This is a genomic window from Mesorhizobium sp. IMUNJ 23033 (assembly GCF_044778005.1).
Taxonomy (GTDB): Bacteria; Pseudomonadota; Alphaproteobacteria; order Rhizobiales; family Rhizobiaceae; genus Mesorhizobium; species Mesorhizobium amorphae_A.
The window spans coordinates 19,730-39,217 of record NZ_JBJACT010000015.1 but is presented as its reverse complement, the minus strand read 5'-3'; the positions used below and the strand labels follow the sequence as shown (position 1 = coordinate 39,217).

15 protein-coding genes are annotated in these 19,488 nt (G+C 64.6%); 3 read left to right on the top strand and 12 right to left on the bottom strand.

Annotated features, from left to right (window positions below; all coding sequences use genetic code 11):
- Positions 1–72: 72 nt before the first annotated feature.
- From ACFX5Q_RS17675 to ACFX5Q_RS17665, 3 genes are all read right to left on the bottom strand, one after another.
- A complete protein-coding gene (locus ACFX5Q_RS17675) occupies positions 73–822 on the bottom strand; it encodes an enoyl-CoA hydratase-related protein (RefSeq protein WP_404280056.1) in 750 nt (249 codons plus the stop codon).
- Between the two features lie 16 nt (positions 823–838).
- Positions 839–1,477, bottom strand: a complete 639-nt coding sequence (locus ACFX5Q_RS17670) for an acyl-homoserine-lactone synthase (protein ID WP_192179194.1) — start codon at positions 1,475–1,477, stop codon at positions 839–841.
- Positions 1,478–1,574: 97 nt separating this feature from the next.
- The gene (locus ACFX5Q_RS17665; RefSeq protein ID WP_404280053.1) at positions 1,575–2,306 is read right to left on the bottom strand and encodes a LuxR family transcriptional regulator; all 732 of its coding nucleotides are present in this window, start codon (positions 2,304–2,306) and stop codon (positions 1,575–1,577) included.
- A 263-nt stretch (positions 2,307–2,569) separates the two neighbouring features.
- Here ACFX5Q_RS17665 and ACFX5Q_RS17660 point away from each other — a divergent pair, with 263 nt between their 5' ends.
- Positions 2,570–3,415 (top strand): transporter substrate-binding domain-containing protein, encoded by an 846-nt coding sequence (locus tag ACFX5Q_RS17660; protein WP_404280260.1) that lies wholly within the window; start codon positions 2,570–2,572, stop codon positions 3,413–3,415.
- 16 nt (positions 3,416–3,431) lie between these two features.
- Here ACFX5Q_RS17660 and ACFX5Q_RS17655 read toward each other — a convergent pair whose 3' ends face one another.
- Positions 3,432–3,845 carry a tellurite resistance TerB family protein gene (locus tag ACFX5Q_RS17655; protein WP_404280050.1) on the bottom strand — a complete coding sequence of 138 codons (414 nt, stop codon included), beginning with the start codon at positions 3,843–3,845 and terminating at the stop codon, positions 3,432–3,434.
- A 156-nt stretch (positions 3,846–4,001) separates the two neighbouring features.
- On the opposite strand from ACFX5Q_RS17655, the gene ACFX5Q_RS17650 reads away from it, so the two are divergent.
- Positions 4,002–5,651, top strand: coding sequence for a lysine--tRNA ligase (locus ACFX5Q_RS17650; RefSeq protein ID WP_404280048.1), 1,650 nt, complete (start codon positions 4,002–4,004; stop codon positions 5,649–5,651).
- Here the strand turns inward: ACFX5Q_RS17650 and ACFX5Q_RS17645 are convergent.
- The 8 genes from ACFX5Q_RS17645 to ACFX5Q_RS17610 form a co-directional block, all read right to left on the bottom strand.
- Complete coding sequence (locus tag ACFX5Q_RS17645) at positions 5,614–6,459, bottom strand: thermonuclease family protein (RefSeq protein ID WP_404280046.1); 846 nt, start codon at positions 6,457–6,459, stop codon at positions 5,614–5,616. The two genes, ACFX5Q_RS17650 and ACFX5Q_RS17645, sit on opposite strands and share 38 nt — an antisense overlap.
- Positions 6,460–7,104 (bottom strand): helix-turn-helix transcriptional regulator, encoded by a 645-nt coding sequence (locus ACFX5Q_RS17640; RefSeq protein ID WP_404280043.1) that lies wholly within the window; start codon positions 7,102–7,104, stop codon positions 6,460–6,462.
- Positions 7,105–7,240: 136 nt separating this feature from the next.
- Positions 7,241–7,786 carry a thioesterase family protein gene (locus ACFX5Q_RS17635; RefSeq protein ID WP_404280040.1) on the bottom strand — a complete coding sequence of 182 codons (546 nt, stop codon included), beginning with the start codon at positions 7,784–7,786 and terminating at the stop codon, positions 7,241–7,243.
- A 9-nt stretch (positions 7,787–7,795) separates the two neighbouring features.
- Positions 7,796–10,015 carry a 3-hydroxyacyl-CoA dehydrogenase NAD-binding domain-containing protein gene (locus tag ACFX5Q_RS17630; protein ID WP_404280037.1) on the bottom strand — a complete coding sequence of 740 codons (2,220 nt, stop codon included), beginning with the start codon at positions 10,013–10,015 and terminating at the stop codon, positions 7,796–7,798.
- Positions 10,016–10,038: 23 nt separating this feature from the next.
- Entirely contained in the window at positions 10,039–11,247 is a 1,209-nt protein-coding gene (locus tag ACFX5Q_RS17625; RefSeq protein WP_404280034.1) for an acetyl-CoA C-acetyltransferase, read from the bottom strand.
- Positions 11,248–11,278: 31 nt separating this feature from the next.
- Positions 11,279–12,451, bottom strand: a complete 1,173-nt coding sequence (locus ACFX5Q_RS17620) for an acyl-CoA dehydrogenase family protein (RefSeq protein WP_404280032.1) — start codon at positions 12,449–12,451, stop codon at positions 11,279–11,281.
- Positions 12,452–12,502: 51 nt separating this feature from the next.
- The gene (locus ACFX5Q_RS17615; RefSeq protein WP_404280029.1) at positions 12,503–14,299 is read right to left on the bottom strand and encodes an acyl-CoA dehydrogenase; all 1,797 of its coding nucleotides are present in this window, start codon (positions 14,297–14,299) and stop codon (positions 12,503–12,505) included.
- 279 nt (positions 14,300–14,578) lie between these two features.
- A complete protein-coding gene (locus ACFX5Q_RS17610) occupies positions 14,579–15,040 on the bottom strand; it encodes a MerR family DNA-binding transcriptional regulator (protein WP_404280258.1) in 462 nt (153 codons plus the stop codon).
- A 458-nt stretch (positions 15,041–15,498) separates the two neighbouring features.
- Between ACFX5Q_RS17610 and ACFX5Q_RS17605 the strand changes: the two genes are divergently transcribed.
- Complete coding sequence (locus ACFX5Q_RS17605; protein ID WP_404280027.1) at positions 15,499–19,470, top strand: peptidoglycan-binding protein; 3,972 nt, start codon at positions 15,499–15,501, stop codon at positions 19,468–19,470.
- The last annotated feature ends 18 nt before the right edge of the window (positions 19,471–19,488 follow it).

Genomic DNA, 19,488 nt, shown 5'->3' with positions numbered 1-19,488 from the left:
TTTCCTGGATTGCTCTAGCCTTTCTCCGGATCGGCCCATTTCGCCGACGATCAACTTACCGGCGAGGCGGCTTTATGCCGCCAGCCGGGCAATCCGCTGCAGCCGCTTCAGGGTGGTGTCATCCTGCAGCGCCTGCTGGAACAGCGATATCTCCTGATCAATGCGGTCGCAGAGCGCGTTGGTGTCGCCTTTGAGCAGGCCGCGCGTCTGCAGGAGTGCCGCGACCGGTTTTTTGGCGAGTTGCCTCGCCCGGCCGAGAGCCGCTTCCTCGGCACCGCCGTCCGCCACAATCTCGCCGACCAGGCCGAGCGCTCTGGCATCTTCGGCATGAAGCGTGTCACCGAGGCAGAAGAAGCGGAAGGCGCCGGCATAGCCCAGCTTCTGCGGCGCCAGGATGCTGGTTGCCGCGTCCGGCACCAGGCCGAAATCGACAAACGGCACCCGGAACGTGCTGCCGCGCGAAGCGATCACCATGTCGCAATGGAACAAGATGGTGCAGCCGACGCCGACGGCATCGCCATCCACGCAGGCAAGGACCGGTTTGGGAAAGGTCGCCAGCGTGCGGAACATGTCGGTGACCGCGGCGATAAGCTGCTGATGCTTGGTGGCGTCCAGAAATTCGGAAAAGTCGCCGCCGAGGCAGAAGCAGCCTGCCAGGCCGCGCAGCACCACGACGCGGACGTCGTCGTCGACGGCGGCCTCATGGAAGGTCTTTGCCAGGCTCGCATAGGCGCGCCTGTCGAGGACGGGCCGGCCGTCGTCCGAGGAAACCGTGACGATCAGCGTATGGCCACGCAATTCGGGTTGCGGGTGGGTATTCATGGCGGGTCTCCAAATCTCACGAGGCCTGTTTCATTCCGAGCCTGTCGGGGTATCCCCTGGCCAGCACCGGCGCATGATGATTGCGGCGCGAACGCACGACATCGAGTGTATGTTCGTTGAAGGTGAGCAGCGTGGCGACGACCTGCTGGTTGCCGTAGGTGCGCTGGTAGCCTAGCGGCGTTGCCAGGAAGTGCAGCTGCAGCGCCCGGAGGACCCACATCGGCTCGAATTCGATGATGACCTGGTTGATGCTGCGCGGCAGCCCCCACTCGACGAAACCGGCGATCAGCTCGGTGCCGACCGTCGACACGCCGCGCTTGCCGTCACGAAAGCCCGGCGCCACAGCATAGCGGGTCAGTTCCCAGACATTCGGCCCCGAGGGCGGCGTCCCTTCATAGAGGTCCGCCAGCACTTCGGTCAGAAGATGTGCCCGCGTCGTCGGCAGCATCCGCTGATAGCCGGCGACCTCCCCGTTGCGGATGACGATCTGGTGCACCGCCTCGTCATGGTCGAACTGGTCGATCTCGAGGCCATCGGGGCGCTGAAGATCGGTCCACCCCATTTCCTCGACGAAGATCTTGTAGCGCAAACGATGGACGGCCTCCCAGAGGTCGGGACGATCCATCAATTCCTGTGTGGTAAGGGAAAAAAGCATTAGCCGTCTCCTGGTTTCAAGAGGAAGATACGGCCGGGCTTTCCCGAAAAAATTACGCGATCACGTAGGCAAGAATTTCTAGGCCGGCACGGCCGACCTAACTAATATAGCCGCGCCTAATGGCTTCCGCGACCGCCTGCACCCGATTGACGGCACCAAGTTTGCTTTTGGCGTTAAGGAGATGTTTCTCGGACGTGTGCTCCGAGATGCCTAGAATTTGAGATATCTCCCACTCGGACTTGCCGACGGCGGCCCACTGCAGGCATTCGCGCTCGCGCGGCGTCAATTCGATGTGATCGATGGTCTTGCCCGCCATCGTGTGGATTTGCATGGCGCGGCCGATCGCATAGGTCGACACCAGCGACACGATTCCGAACTCGGCCTCCGAAAGTTCAACGGCCTCGCCGCCCAGCGACACCATGACGATCAGGCCGTCGAGGGTGATCAGCGGGAAGGCCAGGCCGTCGCGCAGCTTGAACTCCCTGGCGTCGCCCATGACTTCGCCGCTGCTCTTGTCGACGCGGATGCTTTCGGACGCTTCGCGCCATTGGAACGGCGCCTGAAGCTGCTTCATGTGGCTGACGACGGGGTCATGATCGACATAGTTGCGCGCCACGTAGCGCTCCAGCCATTCGCCCGGCCAGTCGCACAGCAGCACATGGTCCTTCTGCTGGCCGCGCGGCGTGCCTGGCTGCGGAACGGTTCCCGCCATCAGCGCCGTCAGGCCGAAATCCGACGTGACCCCAAGCAGCCTTTCACAGACCGCCGCAGCCGTGTTGGCGTGCTGCAGCTGATCGATGTATTCCAGCGTGCGATCGAAATGTCCCATCGCAACATCTACCCTATGTTGCCTGCCGCCTCAGAGATCGATGGTAGATGCCCGAGACGCGCCTCGCCATCAACCCCGGATTGCAAAGCTGCACCGCTTTCGTGACGCTGGCGAATGCCTCCCTTTCGGCCGGCGCCGCGCTGCTACTTGCAAACCCGCTAAACCATACGCCTAAATCGGTAAGTTGAAATCAAAAACCATTGTGCCTGCGCCATTTTCGTACGAAAAGCCGAAAGCATGACGGGCGGAGCTCTATTGTGACATTGCGGTGGATACTCCTCGCTCTGGTATCGATACTGGTCGGGGCGCAGTCGTTTGCCGGCATCGCCGCCGCCGCCCAGCCGCAGGTGCCGGTGCTGTGGGACGCCAAGGAGCGGCTGCCGAAGCCCGATCTTTCCGCGCTGCCGCGGTTGAGATTCCTCACCACCACCGATTTTCCGCCGTTCAACTTTCTCGACGGCGCCGGCCGGTTGTCCGGTTTCCACGTCGATCTGGCACGGGCGATCTGCGCCGAACTCGGCATCGCCGAAAAGTGCCAGATCCAGGCGCTGCCCTGGGGCGAGCTCGACGCGGCGCTTCAGAAGGGCGAAGGCGAAGCCATCATTGCCGGCATCGCCGCCACGCCGGAGAGCCGATCCAAATATGCCTTCTCGCGCTCCTATCTGCAGTTTCCGGCGCGCTTCATCATGCCGAAAACAACGGCCTTCGCGGAACCGATCTTCGACAAGTTGCGCAGCAAGCGCGTCGGCGTCATCGCCGGCTCGGCGCATGAGCGCATGCTGCGCGCCTATTTCGGCGCCGTTCAGGTCGTCCCTCTCGACAGCCCGGAAAAGCTCTACGGCGACCTCAAGGCCGGCAAGATAGACGCCGCCTTCGGCGACGGGATGCGCTTCGCCTTCTGGCTGGGCGGCACGGACGCGGCGGGCTGCTGCCGTTTCGCCGGGGGGCCGTATCTGGCGCCGGAATATCTGGGATCGGGCATGGCCATCGCCACCAGGGCCGGCGATCCGGCACTGGCCGCGGCCATGGACTACGCGCTGCAGGAGATCTCGGTGAAAGGTACGTTTGCCGAATTCTATCTGCGCTATTTCCCGGTCAGTTTCTTCTGATGCGCAGAACCTCTCGCTAAGTGAGGGTCCTAAGCCGGGCCTTCGCCGCACGCGCGATGGCTGCGACGGTCAGCGTGTCGAGATCGAGCTTCAGGCGGATAAGCTGCAGCACCCGCACTTCCTCCAGGCGCATTTCGAGATCGACGGCGGCGACCTCGAAGGCGGCGGCATAGGCGGTGTCGCGCAGCCTTTCGGGCAGCGCTTCGGCGACACGCGCGAGAACACCTTCCAGGCCGCCCTTTTCGTGCAGGCTCTTCTGGCAATCCTGGGCGATGCCGACAAGCCTGTCGTGGCTGAAATCCTCGAACACGGGCCAGGTGCGGACGACGTCGCCGATGCGCGCCAGTTCGACATCGGTCATGTCGCGATCGGAAGCCGAGGTGATGACCATCAGGTAGATCAGCGCTTCATGCGGGGACGGCAACGGCATTCGGTAACTCCTTGAAAGGGCCTCGTAGTTAGGAACAGGATATCGGTGCCGCAAGGAAAAACAGCCGCCATCGTTGACGCCCAAGGCAGGCACGCCTAGAGACCGGTTGAAAAACTCCCTTCCGGCGGCGCCGGCGAACGACTTGGAAACAGTGACATGGCGGGATCAAACATCATCGATCTCAATCCCGAGATGCTTGTGGCGGCGGCCGAAAGCAAGGCCTGGCCGTTCGAGGAAGCCAAAAAGATCATCGAGCGCTACAAGAACACGGACTTTCCGGAAACCGTCCTGTTCGAGACCGGCTACGGGCCGTCCGGCCTGCCGCATATCGGCACCTTCGGCGAAGTCGCGCGCACCTCGATGGTGCGCCACGCCTTTCGCGTGCTGACCAGGGACGCGGTCAAGACCAAGCTGCTGTGCTTCTCCGACGACATGGACGGCATGCGCAAGATCCCCGACAGCGTGCCGGATCGCGCCGCGCTCGAGCCGTATCTGCATATGCCGCTGTCGTCGGTGCCCAATCCGTTCGGCGGCGACTTTGCGAGCTTCGCGGACCACAACAACGTGATGCTTTGCCGCTTCCTGGACACGTTCGGGTTCGACTACGAGTTCGCCAGCGCGACCGAGTATTACAAGGCCGGCCGTTTCGACGCGGTGCTGCTGCGCGCGGCCGAACGCTATGACGAGATCATGGCGGTGATGCTGCCGACGCTTGGGCCGGAGCGCCAGGCCACCTACAGCCCGTTCCTGCCGATCTCGCCGAAGAGCGGCCGCGTGCTCTACGTCCCGATGAAGCATGTCGACGCCAAGGCCGGCACCATCACCTTCGACGACGAAGGCACCGAGACCACGCTTTCGATCAGGGGCGGCAAGGTGAAGCTGCAGTGGAAGCCTGACTTCGGCATGCGCTGGGCGGCGCTGGGCGTCGATTTCGAAATGTTCGGCAAGGACCACCAGACGAACGCGGTGGTCTACGACCGCATCTGCAACATTCTGGGCGGACGGGCGCCGGAGCATTTCGTCTACGAACTGTTCCTGGATGAGAACGGCCAGAAGATCTCGAAGTCGAAGGGCAACGGCATCACCATCGATCAGTGGCTGGCCTATGCGCCGACGGAAAGCCTCGGGCTCTACATGTACCAGCGGCCGCGGCAGGCCAAGAAGCTCTATTTCGACGTCATCCCGCGGGCCGTGGACGAGTATTACACCTTCCTTGCCGCCTATCCCCGGCAGGACTGGAAGGAGCGGCTGGGCAACCCGGTCTGGCATATGCATTACGGCAACCCTCCGGCAATCGACCTGCCGGTGCCGTTCTCACTGCTGCTCAACCTGGTCAGCGCCTCCAACGCGCAGAACAAGGATGTGCTGTGGGGCTTCATCTCGCGCCACGCGCCGGGCGTGACCCCGAAGACGCATCCCGAGCTCGACAGGCTGACGGGCTATGCGATCCGCTACTTCGACGATTTCGTGAAGCCGGCCAAGGTCTACCGGGCCGCCGACGCGGTGGAGCGCGAAGCGCTGGGCAAGCTCTCGGAGGCGCTGGCCTCGCTTCCCGCCGCAGCCGATGGCGAGGCGATCCAGAACGCGGCCCTCAACGTTGCGCGCCGGATCGAGCGCTACCAGGACCATTCCAAGCAGAGCCCGGAAGGTGGTCCCGGCGTTTCCGTTGCCTTCTTCCAGATGATCTACCAGGTGCTGATCGGGCAGGAGCGCGGGCCGCGCTTCGGGTCGTTCGCCGCGCTCTACGGCATTGCCGAAACGCGCGCGCTCATTGAGCGGGCGCTGGCTGGTCAACTGGCGGCGTAAGAACGCCGTCCTCTTCCTGCAATATGGAGCCCGGCGCCTGAGGCGCGGAGCTCGGTGCCGGCGGAACCGGCGGCAGGCCGGTAAGGATCGGCGCTGATCCGAAGATGCCCTTTTTCGCCGCGCGCGCCTTCTCGCCGGCCTCGACATAGGGGCCGCCCTCGGCGGCGCGGGCCCAGCCGTTCTCGACCAGCCATTGCCCCACATCCTGCTTGCCGATGCGGCATTCGGCGGTGATCACGTCGCGGCCGCCCTCGGGCGGCACCGTGCAGACCACCGCCCGGCCGCGCAGGAAAGCCCGGAACGCCGTGCGCGCCCGGATGCCGCAGGCCCAGTCCTTGCCGTCATCGGTGCAGGTCTCGTCCTGCCCGACGACATCGACGCCCGAAAGCGCGACCGAATAGCCCTTCGCCTCGATCACGCCGGCGGCTGACGCCACCGGCTGGAACAGTTTTGTGCCGTTCCAGTCGTCGGGCATCTTCAGCTTGGGCGGCTTGGGCGGGCCGGCCAGCGCAAGGTCGCTCAACGGCGCGCGCGGTTCGACCCGCTGAAGCTCTTCGGGGGTGAGCGGGGGCGGCGCCACCATTTCGGGATCGATCGACCTGGAATGGGGTGCCGGCTTTATCGGCTGCGGCCCGGGAATGGCCGAGGTGGCCGGCTCTTGGGGCGCAGCGTCGACGTCTGCCTGGATCTGGTCGACAGTGACAGTACCGCTGCCTTCGCCACGCTGCACGGTGCGACCGCCGGCGACGACCAGGGCCGCCATCGCCGGGACCGCCAGGGCGGCTATGGCGAGATGGAACAGCCGCACCTACTGGCTTGCCCAGACGATCCGCGCCACCCATTCGACATCGCGCATCGGGATATCGCGATCCGGATGCTCGGGATTGAGCGAGATCAGCACGATCGACTTCGTCGTCTGGCGATCCAACACCTTGGCCATCACCTCGCCGGCGTTGGTCTTCACGACGACGCGGTCGCCCTTGCGGGTGGCGGCGCCCGGCTCGACGATCAGCACGTCGCCATTGCGGTAGAGCGGCAGCATGGAATCGCCCTGGACCTGCAGCGCATAGGAGGTTTCGGTCGCCTGGGCAGGCAGCTCGATCAGATCCCAGCCCTGCCCCGCCGGAAAGCCGGCATCGTCGAAGAAGCCACCGGCGCCGGCCTGGGCGAAGCCGAGCAGCGGCACCGAAGACCGCTGCGCCGGCGCATGGCCGGTCTTGTCGCGGCCTTCGACCAGGCCGGTGAATTCGTCGAGCGAAGCACCAGTCGCCTCGATGATCTTGGCCAGCGATTCGGTCGAGGGCCAGCGCGGCCGCCCATCCGAAGACAGTCGCTTTGACTTGTTGAAGGCGGTCGAATCGAGCCCTGCACGCCTTGCCAGGCCCGAAGCCGACAGCGAATAGCGCTCGGCGAGAGCATCGATGGCGGCCCAGACACGGTCATGCGAGAGCACTTCGCTCTCCCCCGGAACAGGAAAAAATACCTTTCCTTTCTAGTCCGCAACCGCTCGATTGTCCACCCGCGAGGTGGCGGATCGTCAACAAAGCGGCAGCGCCGCGCGTCGCTCGCCACACGCGCGGCCAGCCTGATCAGGCCGGTCCCTTGGCCAGGCCGCGCAGGCCCTGATGGGAGGCCATGAACTTCCGCTCGGCCTCGGTGGGTGGGCGTGGTTGAGCAGAACGGCCAAGCGCAGCCACAACCTCGTCAATGTCGAGAAAGCGGCGACCGCGACGATCGTAAACGCCGCCCGTGGTCATGATAAGCGCAGCCGTTTCGCCATTGTCGAGCACGAAACGATGCTTGCCGATGACCTGCGTGCCTTCCCAGGTCTCGATCGAGGACACCACTTCGAAGTGCCGCCACAGCCGGATCTCGCGTACATAGGTCGATTGCAGCCCGCCGATCATCGGCGCCCAGCCATTCTTGCGCGCCAGTGCGATCAGGCCGGCGCGCAGGAATATGTCGATGCGGCCGAGGTCGGCCAGCATCATGTAGCGCGCATTGTTGAGATGGTTGTTGAAGTCGATATCGGTCGGCAGGCAGCGAAAGGCCAGCCGGCTCTCGCCACCTATCCGGTAAGGGCCACGGCCAGACGCCGTGGCCATCATGCGCGCCATACGCGCCCAGACATACATATCCGCGGATCAGGCGGCCTTCTTTACCTCGCCCTTGGCATAGGGGTCGAAGCGGCCGTAGAAGGTCTCGCCTTTCTCGGCCATGTCGAGCAGCAGCTTGGGCGCCTTGAACTCGGCGCCGTATTTCTTCTGCAGACCCTTGGCGATCTTGACGAACTGCCTGGCGCCGATGCCGTCGATATAGGACAGCGCGCCGCCGGTGAAGGGCGCGAAGCCGAAGGCGAGGATCGATCCGACATCGGCCTCGCGCGGATCGGTGACGATGCCCTCTTCCATCACCCTTGCGGCTTCCAGGGCGATGGTGACCAGCAGGCGCTGCTGCAGCTCCTCATAATCGACCTTTTCCGGCTTGAGCTGCGGATAGAGGTCCTTCAGGCCAGGCCATAGCTTCTTCTTGGCTGGCTTCGCCGGATAGTCGTAGAAGCCCTTGCCATTCTTGCGACCGGCGCGGCCATGGGTATCGACCATGGTGTTGATGAGCGCCATCTGCCTGGGATCGACGGCCTTGTCGCCGAGATCCCTGATGGTCTGCTTCATGATCTTCTGGGCAAGGTCGATGGCCGTCTCGTCGGTCAGCGCCAGCGGGCCGACCGGCATGCCGGCCGCCTTGGCGGCATTCTCGATCATCGGCGCCGGGACGCCCTCGATCAGCATCTTGTAGGCTTCCGACATGTAGCGGAGCACGCAGCGGTTGACGTAGAAGCCGCGCGTGTCGTTGACGACGATCGGCGTCTTCTTGATGGCGCGCACGAAGTCGATCGCGGTGGCCAAAGCCTTGTCGCCGGTCTTCTTGCCGAGGATGATCTCGACCAGCATCATCTTGTCGACCGGCGAGAAGAAGTGGATGCCGATGAAGTTCTTCGCCCGTCCCGAGTTCTTGGCCAGCGCGGTGATCGGAATGGTCGAGGTGTTCGAAGCGAAGATCGCAGCCGGCTTCAGCACGGCTTCCGCCTGTTCGGTGGCGGCCTTCTTGACGGCCGAATCCTCGAACACCGCCTCGACGACGAGGTCGCAGCCGGCAAGGTCGGCATAGTCGGCCGTCGGCGTGATCAGCGACAGGAGCTTGTCCTTCTCCTCGGGCTTGGCGCGGCCCTTCTTCACCTGGTCCGACACCAGGCTCTCGGAATGCGCCTTGCCCTTGGCGGCCGACTCCATGTCGCGGTCGAGCAGCACCACCGGAATGCCGGCCTTGGCTGTGACATAGGCGATGCCGGCGCCCATGAAACCGGCGCCGAGAATGCCGATCTTCTTGAACTTCGTCTCCGGCACGCCGGCCGGGCGGCGGGCGCCCTTGTTCAGCTCCTGCAGCGACACGAACAGCGAGCGGATCATCGCCGCCGCTTCCTTGCTCTGCATGATCTCGGTGAAATAGCGCTGCTCGATGCGCAGGCCGGTATCAAACGGCACCAGCAGACCTTCATAGACGCATTTCAGGATGGCGGCCGCGGCCGGATAATTGCCATAGGTCTCGCGGCGCAGGATGGCGATGGCCGGCGGCCACAGGTTGAAGCCGGCGGGCGAGTAGATCTGGCCGCCGGGCAGCTTGAAACCCTTCTCGTCCCAGGGCTGGACGGCCTTCAGGCCGTTCCTGATCATCGCCTTGGCGGTCTCGACCAGCTTCTTGGGTTCGGCGATCTCATGGATCAGGCCCATCGACTTCGCCTTCTGCGGCGAAAGCGTCTGGCCAGTGGTGAGCATCTGCAGCGCCTGCTGCTGGTCAGTCAGCCGCGGCACGCGCTGCGTACCGCCGGCGCCTGGGAAGATGCCGACCTTGACTTCCGGCAGGGCCATCTTGACCTTGTCCGAGTCGGCGGCAACGCGGCCATGGCAGGCAAGTGACAGCTCGAAGGCGCCACCCATGCAGGTGCCGTTGATCGCCGAAACCCAGGGCTTGCCCGACATTTCCAGCTTGCGGAACAGGCCGGTCATGCGGCCGGCACTGTCGAACAGCAGCCTGGCCGCCTTCTCCGGATCCTTGGACTTCTCCTTGGCAAAGACCGTCAGCATCTTCTGCAGCATGGTCAGGTCGGCGCCGCCCGAGAAACTGTCCTTGCCCGAGGTGATCACCGCGCCCTTGATACCGGCATCGGCCACCACCTGGTCGATGATCTTGTCGAGTTCGTTCATCACCTCTTCGGTGAAGACGTTCATCGAGCGGTCGGGCATATTCCAGGTGACCAGCGCGATGCCGTCGGCGTCGGTGTCGACCGTGAAGTTTGTGTAGGTCATGTCTTTCTCCTTCCGGCCGAAAATCAGACGCGTTCGATGATCGTTGCGGTGCCCATGCCGGCACCGATGCACAGCGTCACCAGCGCGGTGTTGAGGTCGCGGCGCTCCAGCTCGTCCAGGACGGTGCCGAAGATCATCGCGCCGGTGGCACCAAGCGGATGGCCCATGGCGATCGCCCCGCCATTGACGTTGATCTTGTCGTGCGGGATGTCGAAAGCCTGCATGTAGCGCAGCACCACCGAGGCGAAGGCCTCGTTGAGCTCGAACAGGTCGATGTCCGACAGCTTCATCTTGGCGCGCTGCAAAAGCTTCTCGGTGACGTCGACCGGGCCGGTCAGCATCAGCACCGGCTCGGAGCCGATATTGGCGAAGGCGCGGATGCGGGCGCGCGGCTTCAGCCCCATCGCCTTGCCGGCCTTCTTGGAACCGAGCAGCACGGCGGCGGCGCCGTCGACGATGCCGGACGAATTGCCGGCATGGTGGACGTGGTTGACCTCTTCGACCTCGGGGTGCTTCTGCACCGCGACGGCATCGAAGCCGCCCATTTCGCCGGGCATGACGAAGGACGGGTTGAGCGAGGCCAGCGACTGCATGTCGGTCGAGGGCCGCATGTGCTCGTCATGGTCGAGGATGGTGAGGCCGTTCTGGTCCTTGATCGGGATCACCGAATTCTTGAAGCGGCCGTCGGCCCAGGACTTGGCGGCGCGCTTCTGGCTCTCGACCGCATAGGCGTCGACGTCATCGCGCGAAAAACCGTATTTGGTGGCGATCAGGTCGGCCGAGATGCCTTGCGGCACGAACCAGCCGGGCAGCCCGACCGAAGGGTCCATGAACCAGGCGCCGCCTGACGCGCCCATGCCGACGCGCGACATCGATTCGACGCCCCCGGCAATGACGATCTCGTCGGCGCCCTGCGCGATCTTGGCGGCGCCGAAATTGATGGCGTCAAGGCCGGACGCGCAGAAGCGCGAGAGCTGCATGCCGGGTGCCTTGGTGTCGTAGCCGGCCTCGAAAGCGGCGGCGCGCGGAATGACGGAACCGGCCTCGCCGACCGGGTCGACGCAGCCGAAGATGATGTCGTCGACGGCGCCGGTGTCGAGCCCGTTGCGGTCGCGTAACGCCTCCAGCACCTTGGCGCCCAGCCTTACCGCCGGCACCTCGTGCAGCGAGCCATCCTTCTTGCCCTTGCCGCGCGGCGTGCGCACGGCGTCGTAGACATAAGCTTCGGCCATTTTCATGCTCCTTGGGTTCGCTGAAAGCTGCTCAGAGAGAGCGTCCGATCAGCAATTTCATGATCTCGTTGGTGCCGCCGTAGATGCGCTGGACGCGGGCGTCGCGGTACATGCGGGCGATCGGGTATTCATTCATGTAGCCATAGCCGCCATGCAATTGAAGGCATTCGTCGACGACTTTGCCCTGCAGGTCGGACAGCCAGTATTTGGCCATCGAGGCGGTCACCGGGTCGAGGCCGCCATCGATGTGGCGGGCAACGCAGTCATTGTAGAAGACGCGGCCGATGGTCGCCTCGGTCTTCAGCTCGGCCAGCTTGAACTGGGTGTTCTGGAAGTCGATGATCGCCTTGCCGAAGGCCTTGCGCTCCTTGACGTAGTCGATGGTCAGCGCCAGCGCGCGCTCGATCATGGCAATCGCCCCGGTGCCGATCTGCAGCCGCTCCTGCGGCAATTGCTGCATCAGCTGGATGAAGCCCTGCCCTTCCTCATGGCCGAGAAGGTTGGCGGTCGGCACGCGCATGTCGTTGAAGAACAGCTCCGACGTGTCGTTGGCCTTGAGCCCGATCTTGTCGAGGTTGCGGCCGCGCTCGAAGCCATCGACCTCGTCGGTCTCGACGACGATCAGCGACGTGCCCTTGGCGCCCTTGGCCGGATCGGTCTTGGTGACGACGATGACGAAATTGGCGAGCTGGCCGTTGGTGATGAAGGTCTTCGAACCGTTGATCCTGTACTGGTTGCCGTCCTTTTCGGCGCGCGTCTTGACGCCCTGCAGGTCGGAGCCGGCGCCCGGCTCGGTCATGGCGATGGCGCCGATCAACTCGCCGGTCGCCAGCTTCGGCAGCCACTTCTTCTTCTGCTCCTCCGAGCCGTAGTGGAGGATGTAGGGGGCGACGATCGAATTGTGCAGGCCGATGCCGAAGCCGTCGACGCCGACATGGCCGATCGCCTCGATGATGGCGCTCTCATGCGCAAAGGTGCCGCCGGAGCCGCCATATTCCTCCGGCATCGAGGCACAGAGCAGGCCGGCGGAACCGGCCTTCAGCCAGCTCTCGCGGTCGACCATCTCGTTCTTCTCGAACTCGTCGTAGCGCGGCGCGATTTCTTCCGACATGAAGCGATGCGCCATGTCGTAGAGCATGCCGACCTCGTCCGCCGCCCAGGCGGGCTTCGGCAGGCCAAGAACTTCGGCTGGATTTGTCGCCACGATTTCCTCCGCGTTCCGACAATTGTGGGCCGGCGTACCGGCCCGCCAAACCTAGAACGCTTCCGCCGGCAGCGCCATTAGCGTGTCCGCGCCACTGGAAATGCGGGCGAGATGTGCCGAGGTCTCCGGCATGATCCGCTCCATGAAGAAGCGCGCCGTCACCGGCTTGTTGTCGTAGAAGGACGCCGGACCGTTGGCGCCGTCGGCCAGTTTCACCCCGGCCGCCTTGGCCATCTGCGCCCACATATAGCCCAGCGCCACCAGGCCGAAGAGATGCATGTAGTCGGTCGAGGCGGCACCGGCATTGTCGGGCTTGGCCATGCCGTTCTGCACCAGCCACATGGTCGCCGCCTGCAGATCGTTGAGGCCCTTTTTCAGCGCCTTGGTGAGGGGCGCCATCTTCTCGTCGGCGCGGTTTTCCTCGCAGAACTCGCCGACCTCCTTGAAGAAGGCCTGCACGGCGCGGCCGCCGTTGAGCGCGAGCTTGCGGCCGACGAGGTCGAGCGCCTGGATGCCGTTGGCGCCTTCATAGATCATGGCGATGCGGGCATCGCGCACGAACTGGCTCATGCCGTGCTCTTCGATATAGCCGTGGCCGCCGAACACCTGCTGCGCCATGACGGCATGGTCGAAGCCCTTGTCGGTGAGCACGCCCTTGACCACCGGCGTCAGCAGGCTTGTGTAGTCGTCCGCCGACTGGCGATCCTTGTCGTCGCCCGAGCGGTGGGCGATGTCGGACTTGATCGCAGTCCACAGCGCCAGCGCGCGGCCGGCCTCGTTGAAGGCCTTCATGGTCATCAGCGCACGGCGGATGTCGGGATGGACGATGATCGGGTCGGCCTTCTTGTCCGGCGCCTTGGCGCCTGACAGCGAACGGCCCTGCAGGCGGTCCTTGGCGTAGGACACGGCGTTCTGGTAGGCGATCTCCGACAGCGAAAGCCCTTGCAGGCCGACGCCGAGACGGGCCTCGTTCATCATCGTGAACATCGCCTTCAGCCCGCCATTGGCCTCGCCGAGCAACGTGCCTTCGGCCTCGTCATAGTTCATGACGCAGGTCGAATTGCCGTGGATGCCCATCTTCTCCTCGATCGAACCGCAGGAGAGCGTGTTCTTCTCGCCGGGATTGCCCGAGCCATCGAGCTTGAGCTTCGGCACGATGAACAGCGAAATGCCCTTCACCCCCTCCGGCGCGCCTTCGATACGGGCCAGCACCAGATGGACGATGTTATCCGCCATGTCGTGCTCGCCAGCCGAGATGAAGATCTTCTGGCCGGAAATCTTGTAGCTACCGTCGCCGTTGGGCACGGCCTTGGTGCGCAGCAGGCCTAGATCGGTGCCGCAATGCGGCTCGGTCAGGTTCATGGTGCCGGTCCAGGCGCCCTCGACCATTTTCGGCAGCCATGTCGCCTTCTGCGCGTCGGTGCCGTGGGTGATGATGGCCGCGATCGCGCCTTGCGTCAGGCCGGGGTACATCATCAGCGCCATGTTGGCGGAGACCATATATTCGGCAACCGCGGTGTGCACCGCATAGGGAAGGCCCTGGCCGCCGAACTCGACCGGTGCGGCCAGCCCCATCCAGCCACCTTCGCGATACTGGTCGAAGGCTTCCTTGAAGCCCTTCGGCGTCGTCACCGAGCCGTCGTCATGGCGCACGCAGCCTTCCATGTCGCCGACACGGTTCAACGGGTGCATGACGTTCTCTGCGAGCTTGGCGCCTTCGGCGAGGATCGCCTCGACTACATCGGGCGTCGCGTCGGAGAATCCGGGAAGATTGGAATAGCGCTGGTAGCCCAGTACGTCGTTGAGAACGAACAGCGTGTCCTGGACCGGGGCCCTGTAGATCGGCATGCGTTTCCTCCACCATGCGGTCTTGGCCCAAAATCGTGCCGTGCGCGGCAGACGGACCAATGTTGAAGCCCGGATAGCAAAAATTGACGTTTGCGTAAACGTCAATTTTTGCCGTTGCGACAAATTTTCCCTGGCATCGTGCATCGGGACGGTAGCGGTCCGGCGTCAAGGACGCCAGCGCAGCGGACGCATCTCTTCGTGAGGAAAGTAATGCAAAGAGCCGCGCGGCACGGGCCGCGCGGCTCTCATTGGTCAGGCGGTTTGCCTAATGCCGGCGGATCAGCTGGCCGCGCTGGCTTGCGGCGCCGAACGCTCGGCGAGCATCTGCCGCACGGCGGCCATCGAGCCGCTGAGCTCGTTGATGGCATCCTCGATGAGCGCTCGCTGCTTCTGCAGGCGGGTAAGCTGCTTCTCGGACTTGTCCAGCGCTAGCCGCAACTGCTTGGTGTTGGAACCGGTCGGATCGTAGAGATCCATCATCTGCTTGACGTCGCGCAGCGAGAACCCGACCTTGCGGCCGAGCAGGATCAGCTTCAGCCTTGCTCTGTCGCGGCGCGTATAGAGACGGGTCGAACCGTCGCGCTGCGGATTGAGAAGGCCCTTATCCTCGTAGAAGCGCAAGGTGCGCAGCGTGACGCCGTATTTTTTGGCCATCTCGCCGATGCGGACAAGATCCTCGCCGGCATTGCTCGGTATGTCATTGGTATTGGCCGCGGCTTCGCCGGGCGAAACAAGTTTCATGGTCACTGGCTTTCCCCGTCTGGTGGCATCGCGGTCCGGGACCTTGCGTCGCCTGAGTGGAAGCGGGGGCATGCTTCCAGTCGTGGTTTCAACAAACAAATCGCAAAAGGCGGGATCTGCGCACCGTTTACGTTTACGTCAATGCTATACCGATAGCCGTCTCATGACGCAAGGGCGTTCTCGGGCCAGAACTTTATGCCGCACCCGACAGGCAGCCCGTCAAGGATGTTGCAACTTCTTAAGCTTGGTTAACGCGTTGTTTACCACGTTGGGTGAAATGTGCGCATGTCGGTCACCCGTGTTTATCCTGTAGCGAATTTTTCACGGTTTTTCGAAGCGCGGGTGAAAACCCGGGAGGCTCGTCTTCCACCGCAGCAGAACCGCGCGGTCGTCTTCGTTCCCGGCAGGACTTTGGGGAATCCGGTCACGAGCCGGCCATTCTGAACACGGGCGCATCGATGAACAGCAAGCGGTCCTATCTCGATACACTCAATGCCGGCAGGCAGCGCAAGCCGACCACCACGCTCGAGCAGCTGAACCGCTCCCTCGAAACGCTGGAACAGCGGCTGGAGCGGACGCGCGAGGATACCGCCGAACGTTTCGAACCGCGCCGGCCTGCAGCCGAACCGCGTTACGCCAGCGCCCAGCCCTATAACCAGCAGCGCTGGTACGAGGACCCACAGCCCGCGCCGCGGCCGAAGAGCCCGGCGCCGTCAGCACCTGCCTTCGACCAGAACTATCAGGCGATCGCACGCGACATCGACCGCGTGCGCGGCCAGGAGGACAGCGTCGCCGTGGTCGGCAAGATCGCCGGCGAATTGCGAGGCCTGCGCGAGGAACTGCGCCACCAGATGACCGCCGGGCTCAAGCGCGAATTCGACGCGCTGCGCAAGGACATCGAGCGGGCCTTCCAGGCAAGCGGGCAATCGGGCGGCCAGGCGGGCAAGAGCAGCGCCGAACTCGGCGTCGAATTCGAGCGACTTTCGGGCGCCATCCAGACGCTGGCCGAAAAGAGCGACGACAGAAGCGTCAACATGCTGCGGCTCGAGGTGGAGCAGGTCAAGGCGGCACTCGACACGTTGGCGCGCGAGGAGAGCGTGCAGGCGGTCGATCGCCGCTGGGACGACTTCGACCGCCGCTGGAGCGCTTTCGAGGACCGCGTCGACGCCGATCAGCGCAAGCGCTCCGACGGTGCCGGCCTTTCGGCGCTGACCGAGCGGCTCGAGCAGATCAGCAGTGCGGTCAACAATCTGCCGGAATCGCTGTCGCTGCGGTCGCTGGAGGAAAAGGTCCGCACACTTGCCGGCGCCGTCGACCATTTCGTCAGCCAGCAGAGCAATCGCAGCAGCGACACGTTCGGCATGATCGACGAGCGGCTGGACGAGATTTCACGCGCCATCGTCGCCTCGACCGTCGCCGCGCAGGCCAACGCCTTCGATGCCGAGCCCTTCGAGCGCATCGAGAGGCGGATCGCCTCGCTGGCGCAGCAGATCGAAGAGGTCACGCAGGCTCAGCCAAGCGGTGAAGTCATCGACCGCCTCAACATGCTGTCGAGCCGTGTCGACGAACTGGCCGGCCGCGCCAACCTGCCGGAACAGGCGATGGAGCGACTCGGCAAGCAGATCGCGCTGATCGCCGACAGAATAGACCGCGCGCCGGCCATGCCGGACGCCGACTATATCTTCCAGGGTCTGGAACAGCGCTTCGACGCGCTGTCCGGGATCATGGAACGCCGCCAGGGCGACGCGATCGAACAGGGCAACATGCTGTTTCGCGATCTCGAGCGGCGGCTGGAGGAAGTTGCCGACAGGCTGGACCAGCGCATGCCGCAGGCCGACAGCGCCGGCATCATGGACGCCATCGACGCCCGCCTCACCGCTTTGGCAAAGCGCCTGGAGACACGGGTTCCCGATCCCGCCAATGAAGCGGCGATCCGTGGCCTGGAGAGCCGACTCGAAGACATTTCAAGCCGGCTGGAATCGTCGGCCGCGCAGGTCGCCGGCATCGACCCGGCACTCATCCGCAGCCTGGAGGCGCAGGTTTCCGGCCTTTCGGCGCATCTGACCAAGCCCGGCACGCCGCTGCCGGAATTCGAGGATATCAGCCCGCGCCTCAACGAGATCGAGAAGTCGCTGGCCGGAACCCGCGATTCCATCCTCAGCGCCGCGCGCGAGGCGGCCGAGAGCGCGGTGCGCTCGATGGCCGATACGAGTGCCAACACGGCGGCCGTCAGCGGCCTCGCCCAGGACCTGAAGACGCTCGAATCCCTGACACGCCGCTCGGACGAGCGCAATTCGCGCACCTTCGAGGCCATCCACGACACGCTGCTCAAGATCGTCGATCGTCTGGGCTCGCTGGAAACCAGCGAACCGATTGAGGCCGTCAGCGAACTCGTGGATCCGCAGCCAACAGCCAAGCGGAGTGCACGCGGCTCCAAGATCGCGGTGCAGGACGCACCGTCGATGGATATCGACCAGCCGCTGCCGCTGACCGGAGACATGGCCGACCTCGATGGCCGCGCCGCCGCCATCCTGCGCAACGAACCGGCTACGCGTGGCGAACCGGTCATGCGTGGCGAACCTGCGCCGCGCTCGCCGGCTGAAGCGGCTGCCGCGGCCGCCATGGCGGCGCTCGGCTCGGACACGATCGCCGACAAGAAAGACACGACCGGCCGCAAGAAATCGATGTTCGGCGGACTGGCCCGCGCCTTCAGGGGCAAGAAGGACACGGATATGCCGCCGCTTGCCGGCTCGGCGCCCGATACCGACATACCGAGCGTCGATCTCGACGAGCCGCTCGACCCGAAGCTTGCCAACCGGCCGCTGGAGCCAGGCTCCGGCGCACCCGACCTCAACGCCATCATGAAGCGCGTGCGCGACGAGCGCGGCCAGCCGGTCAAGCGCAGCGAGGGCGACGCGGCAAAGTCGGATTTCATCGCCGCTGCCAGGCGCGCCGCGCAAGCCGCCGCCGCCGAAGCCGACGCTTTGAAGCGCCAGTCGACGATGAGTGGACCGGTCAAGGCGCTCAGGATCGGCGACCTGCTCAAGGCGCGGCGTAAGCCGATCCTGATGGCGGCGGCCGCGATCATGCTGGCGCTGGCCGGCCTGCAGCTGGGCAAAGCCTTCTTCTCCGACCCTGCCCCGGTGGCCAGCAACGACATTGCACCGATCATCGCCCCGCAGCCGGTGGAAACCGCATCGGTCAATGCCGCAAGCGAGCCGAAGGCAGAGCCCATGGCGCAGGACGCGCCGGCCCGTGCCGTCAGACAAGCGGAGCCGTCCGAGCCGACAGTCAAGGACGACATGCTGGCGCAACCCGCCTCCGCCCCGCCATCAGGCGCCGATATGCCCATGGATGGCGTTTCCGAGCCGGCGCCGGCCCCCATGGAATCAGCGGCACCTTCCGATGCGACGGAGCCAACTGCTGCGGCCTCAGCACCTGCGGCCGCGGAACCGGCGGCGGCGGATGCGGACAGCCAGCCAATGGCTGCCACGCCGGTCGCACCGACCCCGGCCCAGGACACCACGGGTGCCGTTCCTCCCGCCAATACCGCCACGGCAGCAGCCGCGGCCAAGATCGACATTCCGGCCGATGCCGGCCCGCAGGCGCTGCGCGATGCGGCCGTCGGCGGCGACGCCAAGGCGCTGTTCGAGGTCGGCTCGCGCTTTGCCGAGTCACGCGGCGTCAAGGAAGACATGGCGGCAGCCGCCAAATGGTACGAGAAATCGGCTGACCTCGGCTTCGCGCCGGCGGAATACCGTATCGGCAATTTCTACGAAAAGGGCATCGGCGTCGCGCGCGACATCAAGAAAGCCAAGACCTGGTACCAGATGGCGGCAGCGCAGGGCAACGCCAGCGCCATGCACAATCTGGCCGTGCTGTTAGCCATGGCCGCGGACGGCGTGACCGACAATGAATCGGCGGCGCACTGGTTCCAGGCGGCGGCCGACCTCGGCGTCAAGGACAGCCAGTTCAATCTCGGCATCCTCGCCGCCAAGGGCGTCGGCATGAAGCAGAACCTGGAGGAATCCTACAAATGGTTCGCGCTCGTCGCCAAGACCGGCGACAAGGATGCGGCGGCCAAGCGCGACGAGATCGCCAATGCGCTGCGGCCCGAGCAGTTGGAGCGGGCGCGCTCCGCCACCGAGCTGTGGAAGGCCAAGCCGCTCGACCAGGCGGCCAATTCGGCCGACATCCCCGAATCCTGGCAGGAAGGCACGCCGCAGACGACCGCCAGCATCGACATGAAGAAGGCGGTCAAAAACATCCAGCTCATCCTCAACAAGAACGGCTACGAGGCCGGCGGCGCCGACGGTGTGATGGGCCAGAAGACCAAAGATGCGATCATAGCCTTCCAGACCGATAACAAGATGAAGGCGACCGGCGAAATCGACGCGGATCTGGTAAAGGCGCTGCTGGCGCGCAAATAACGGCATATGCGTCGCTTC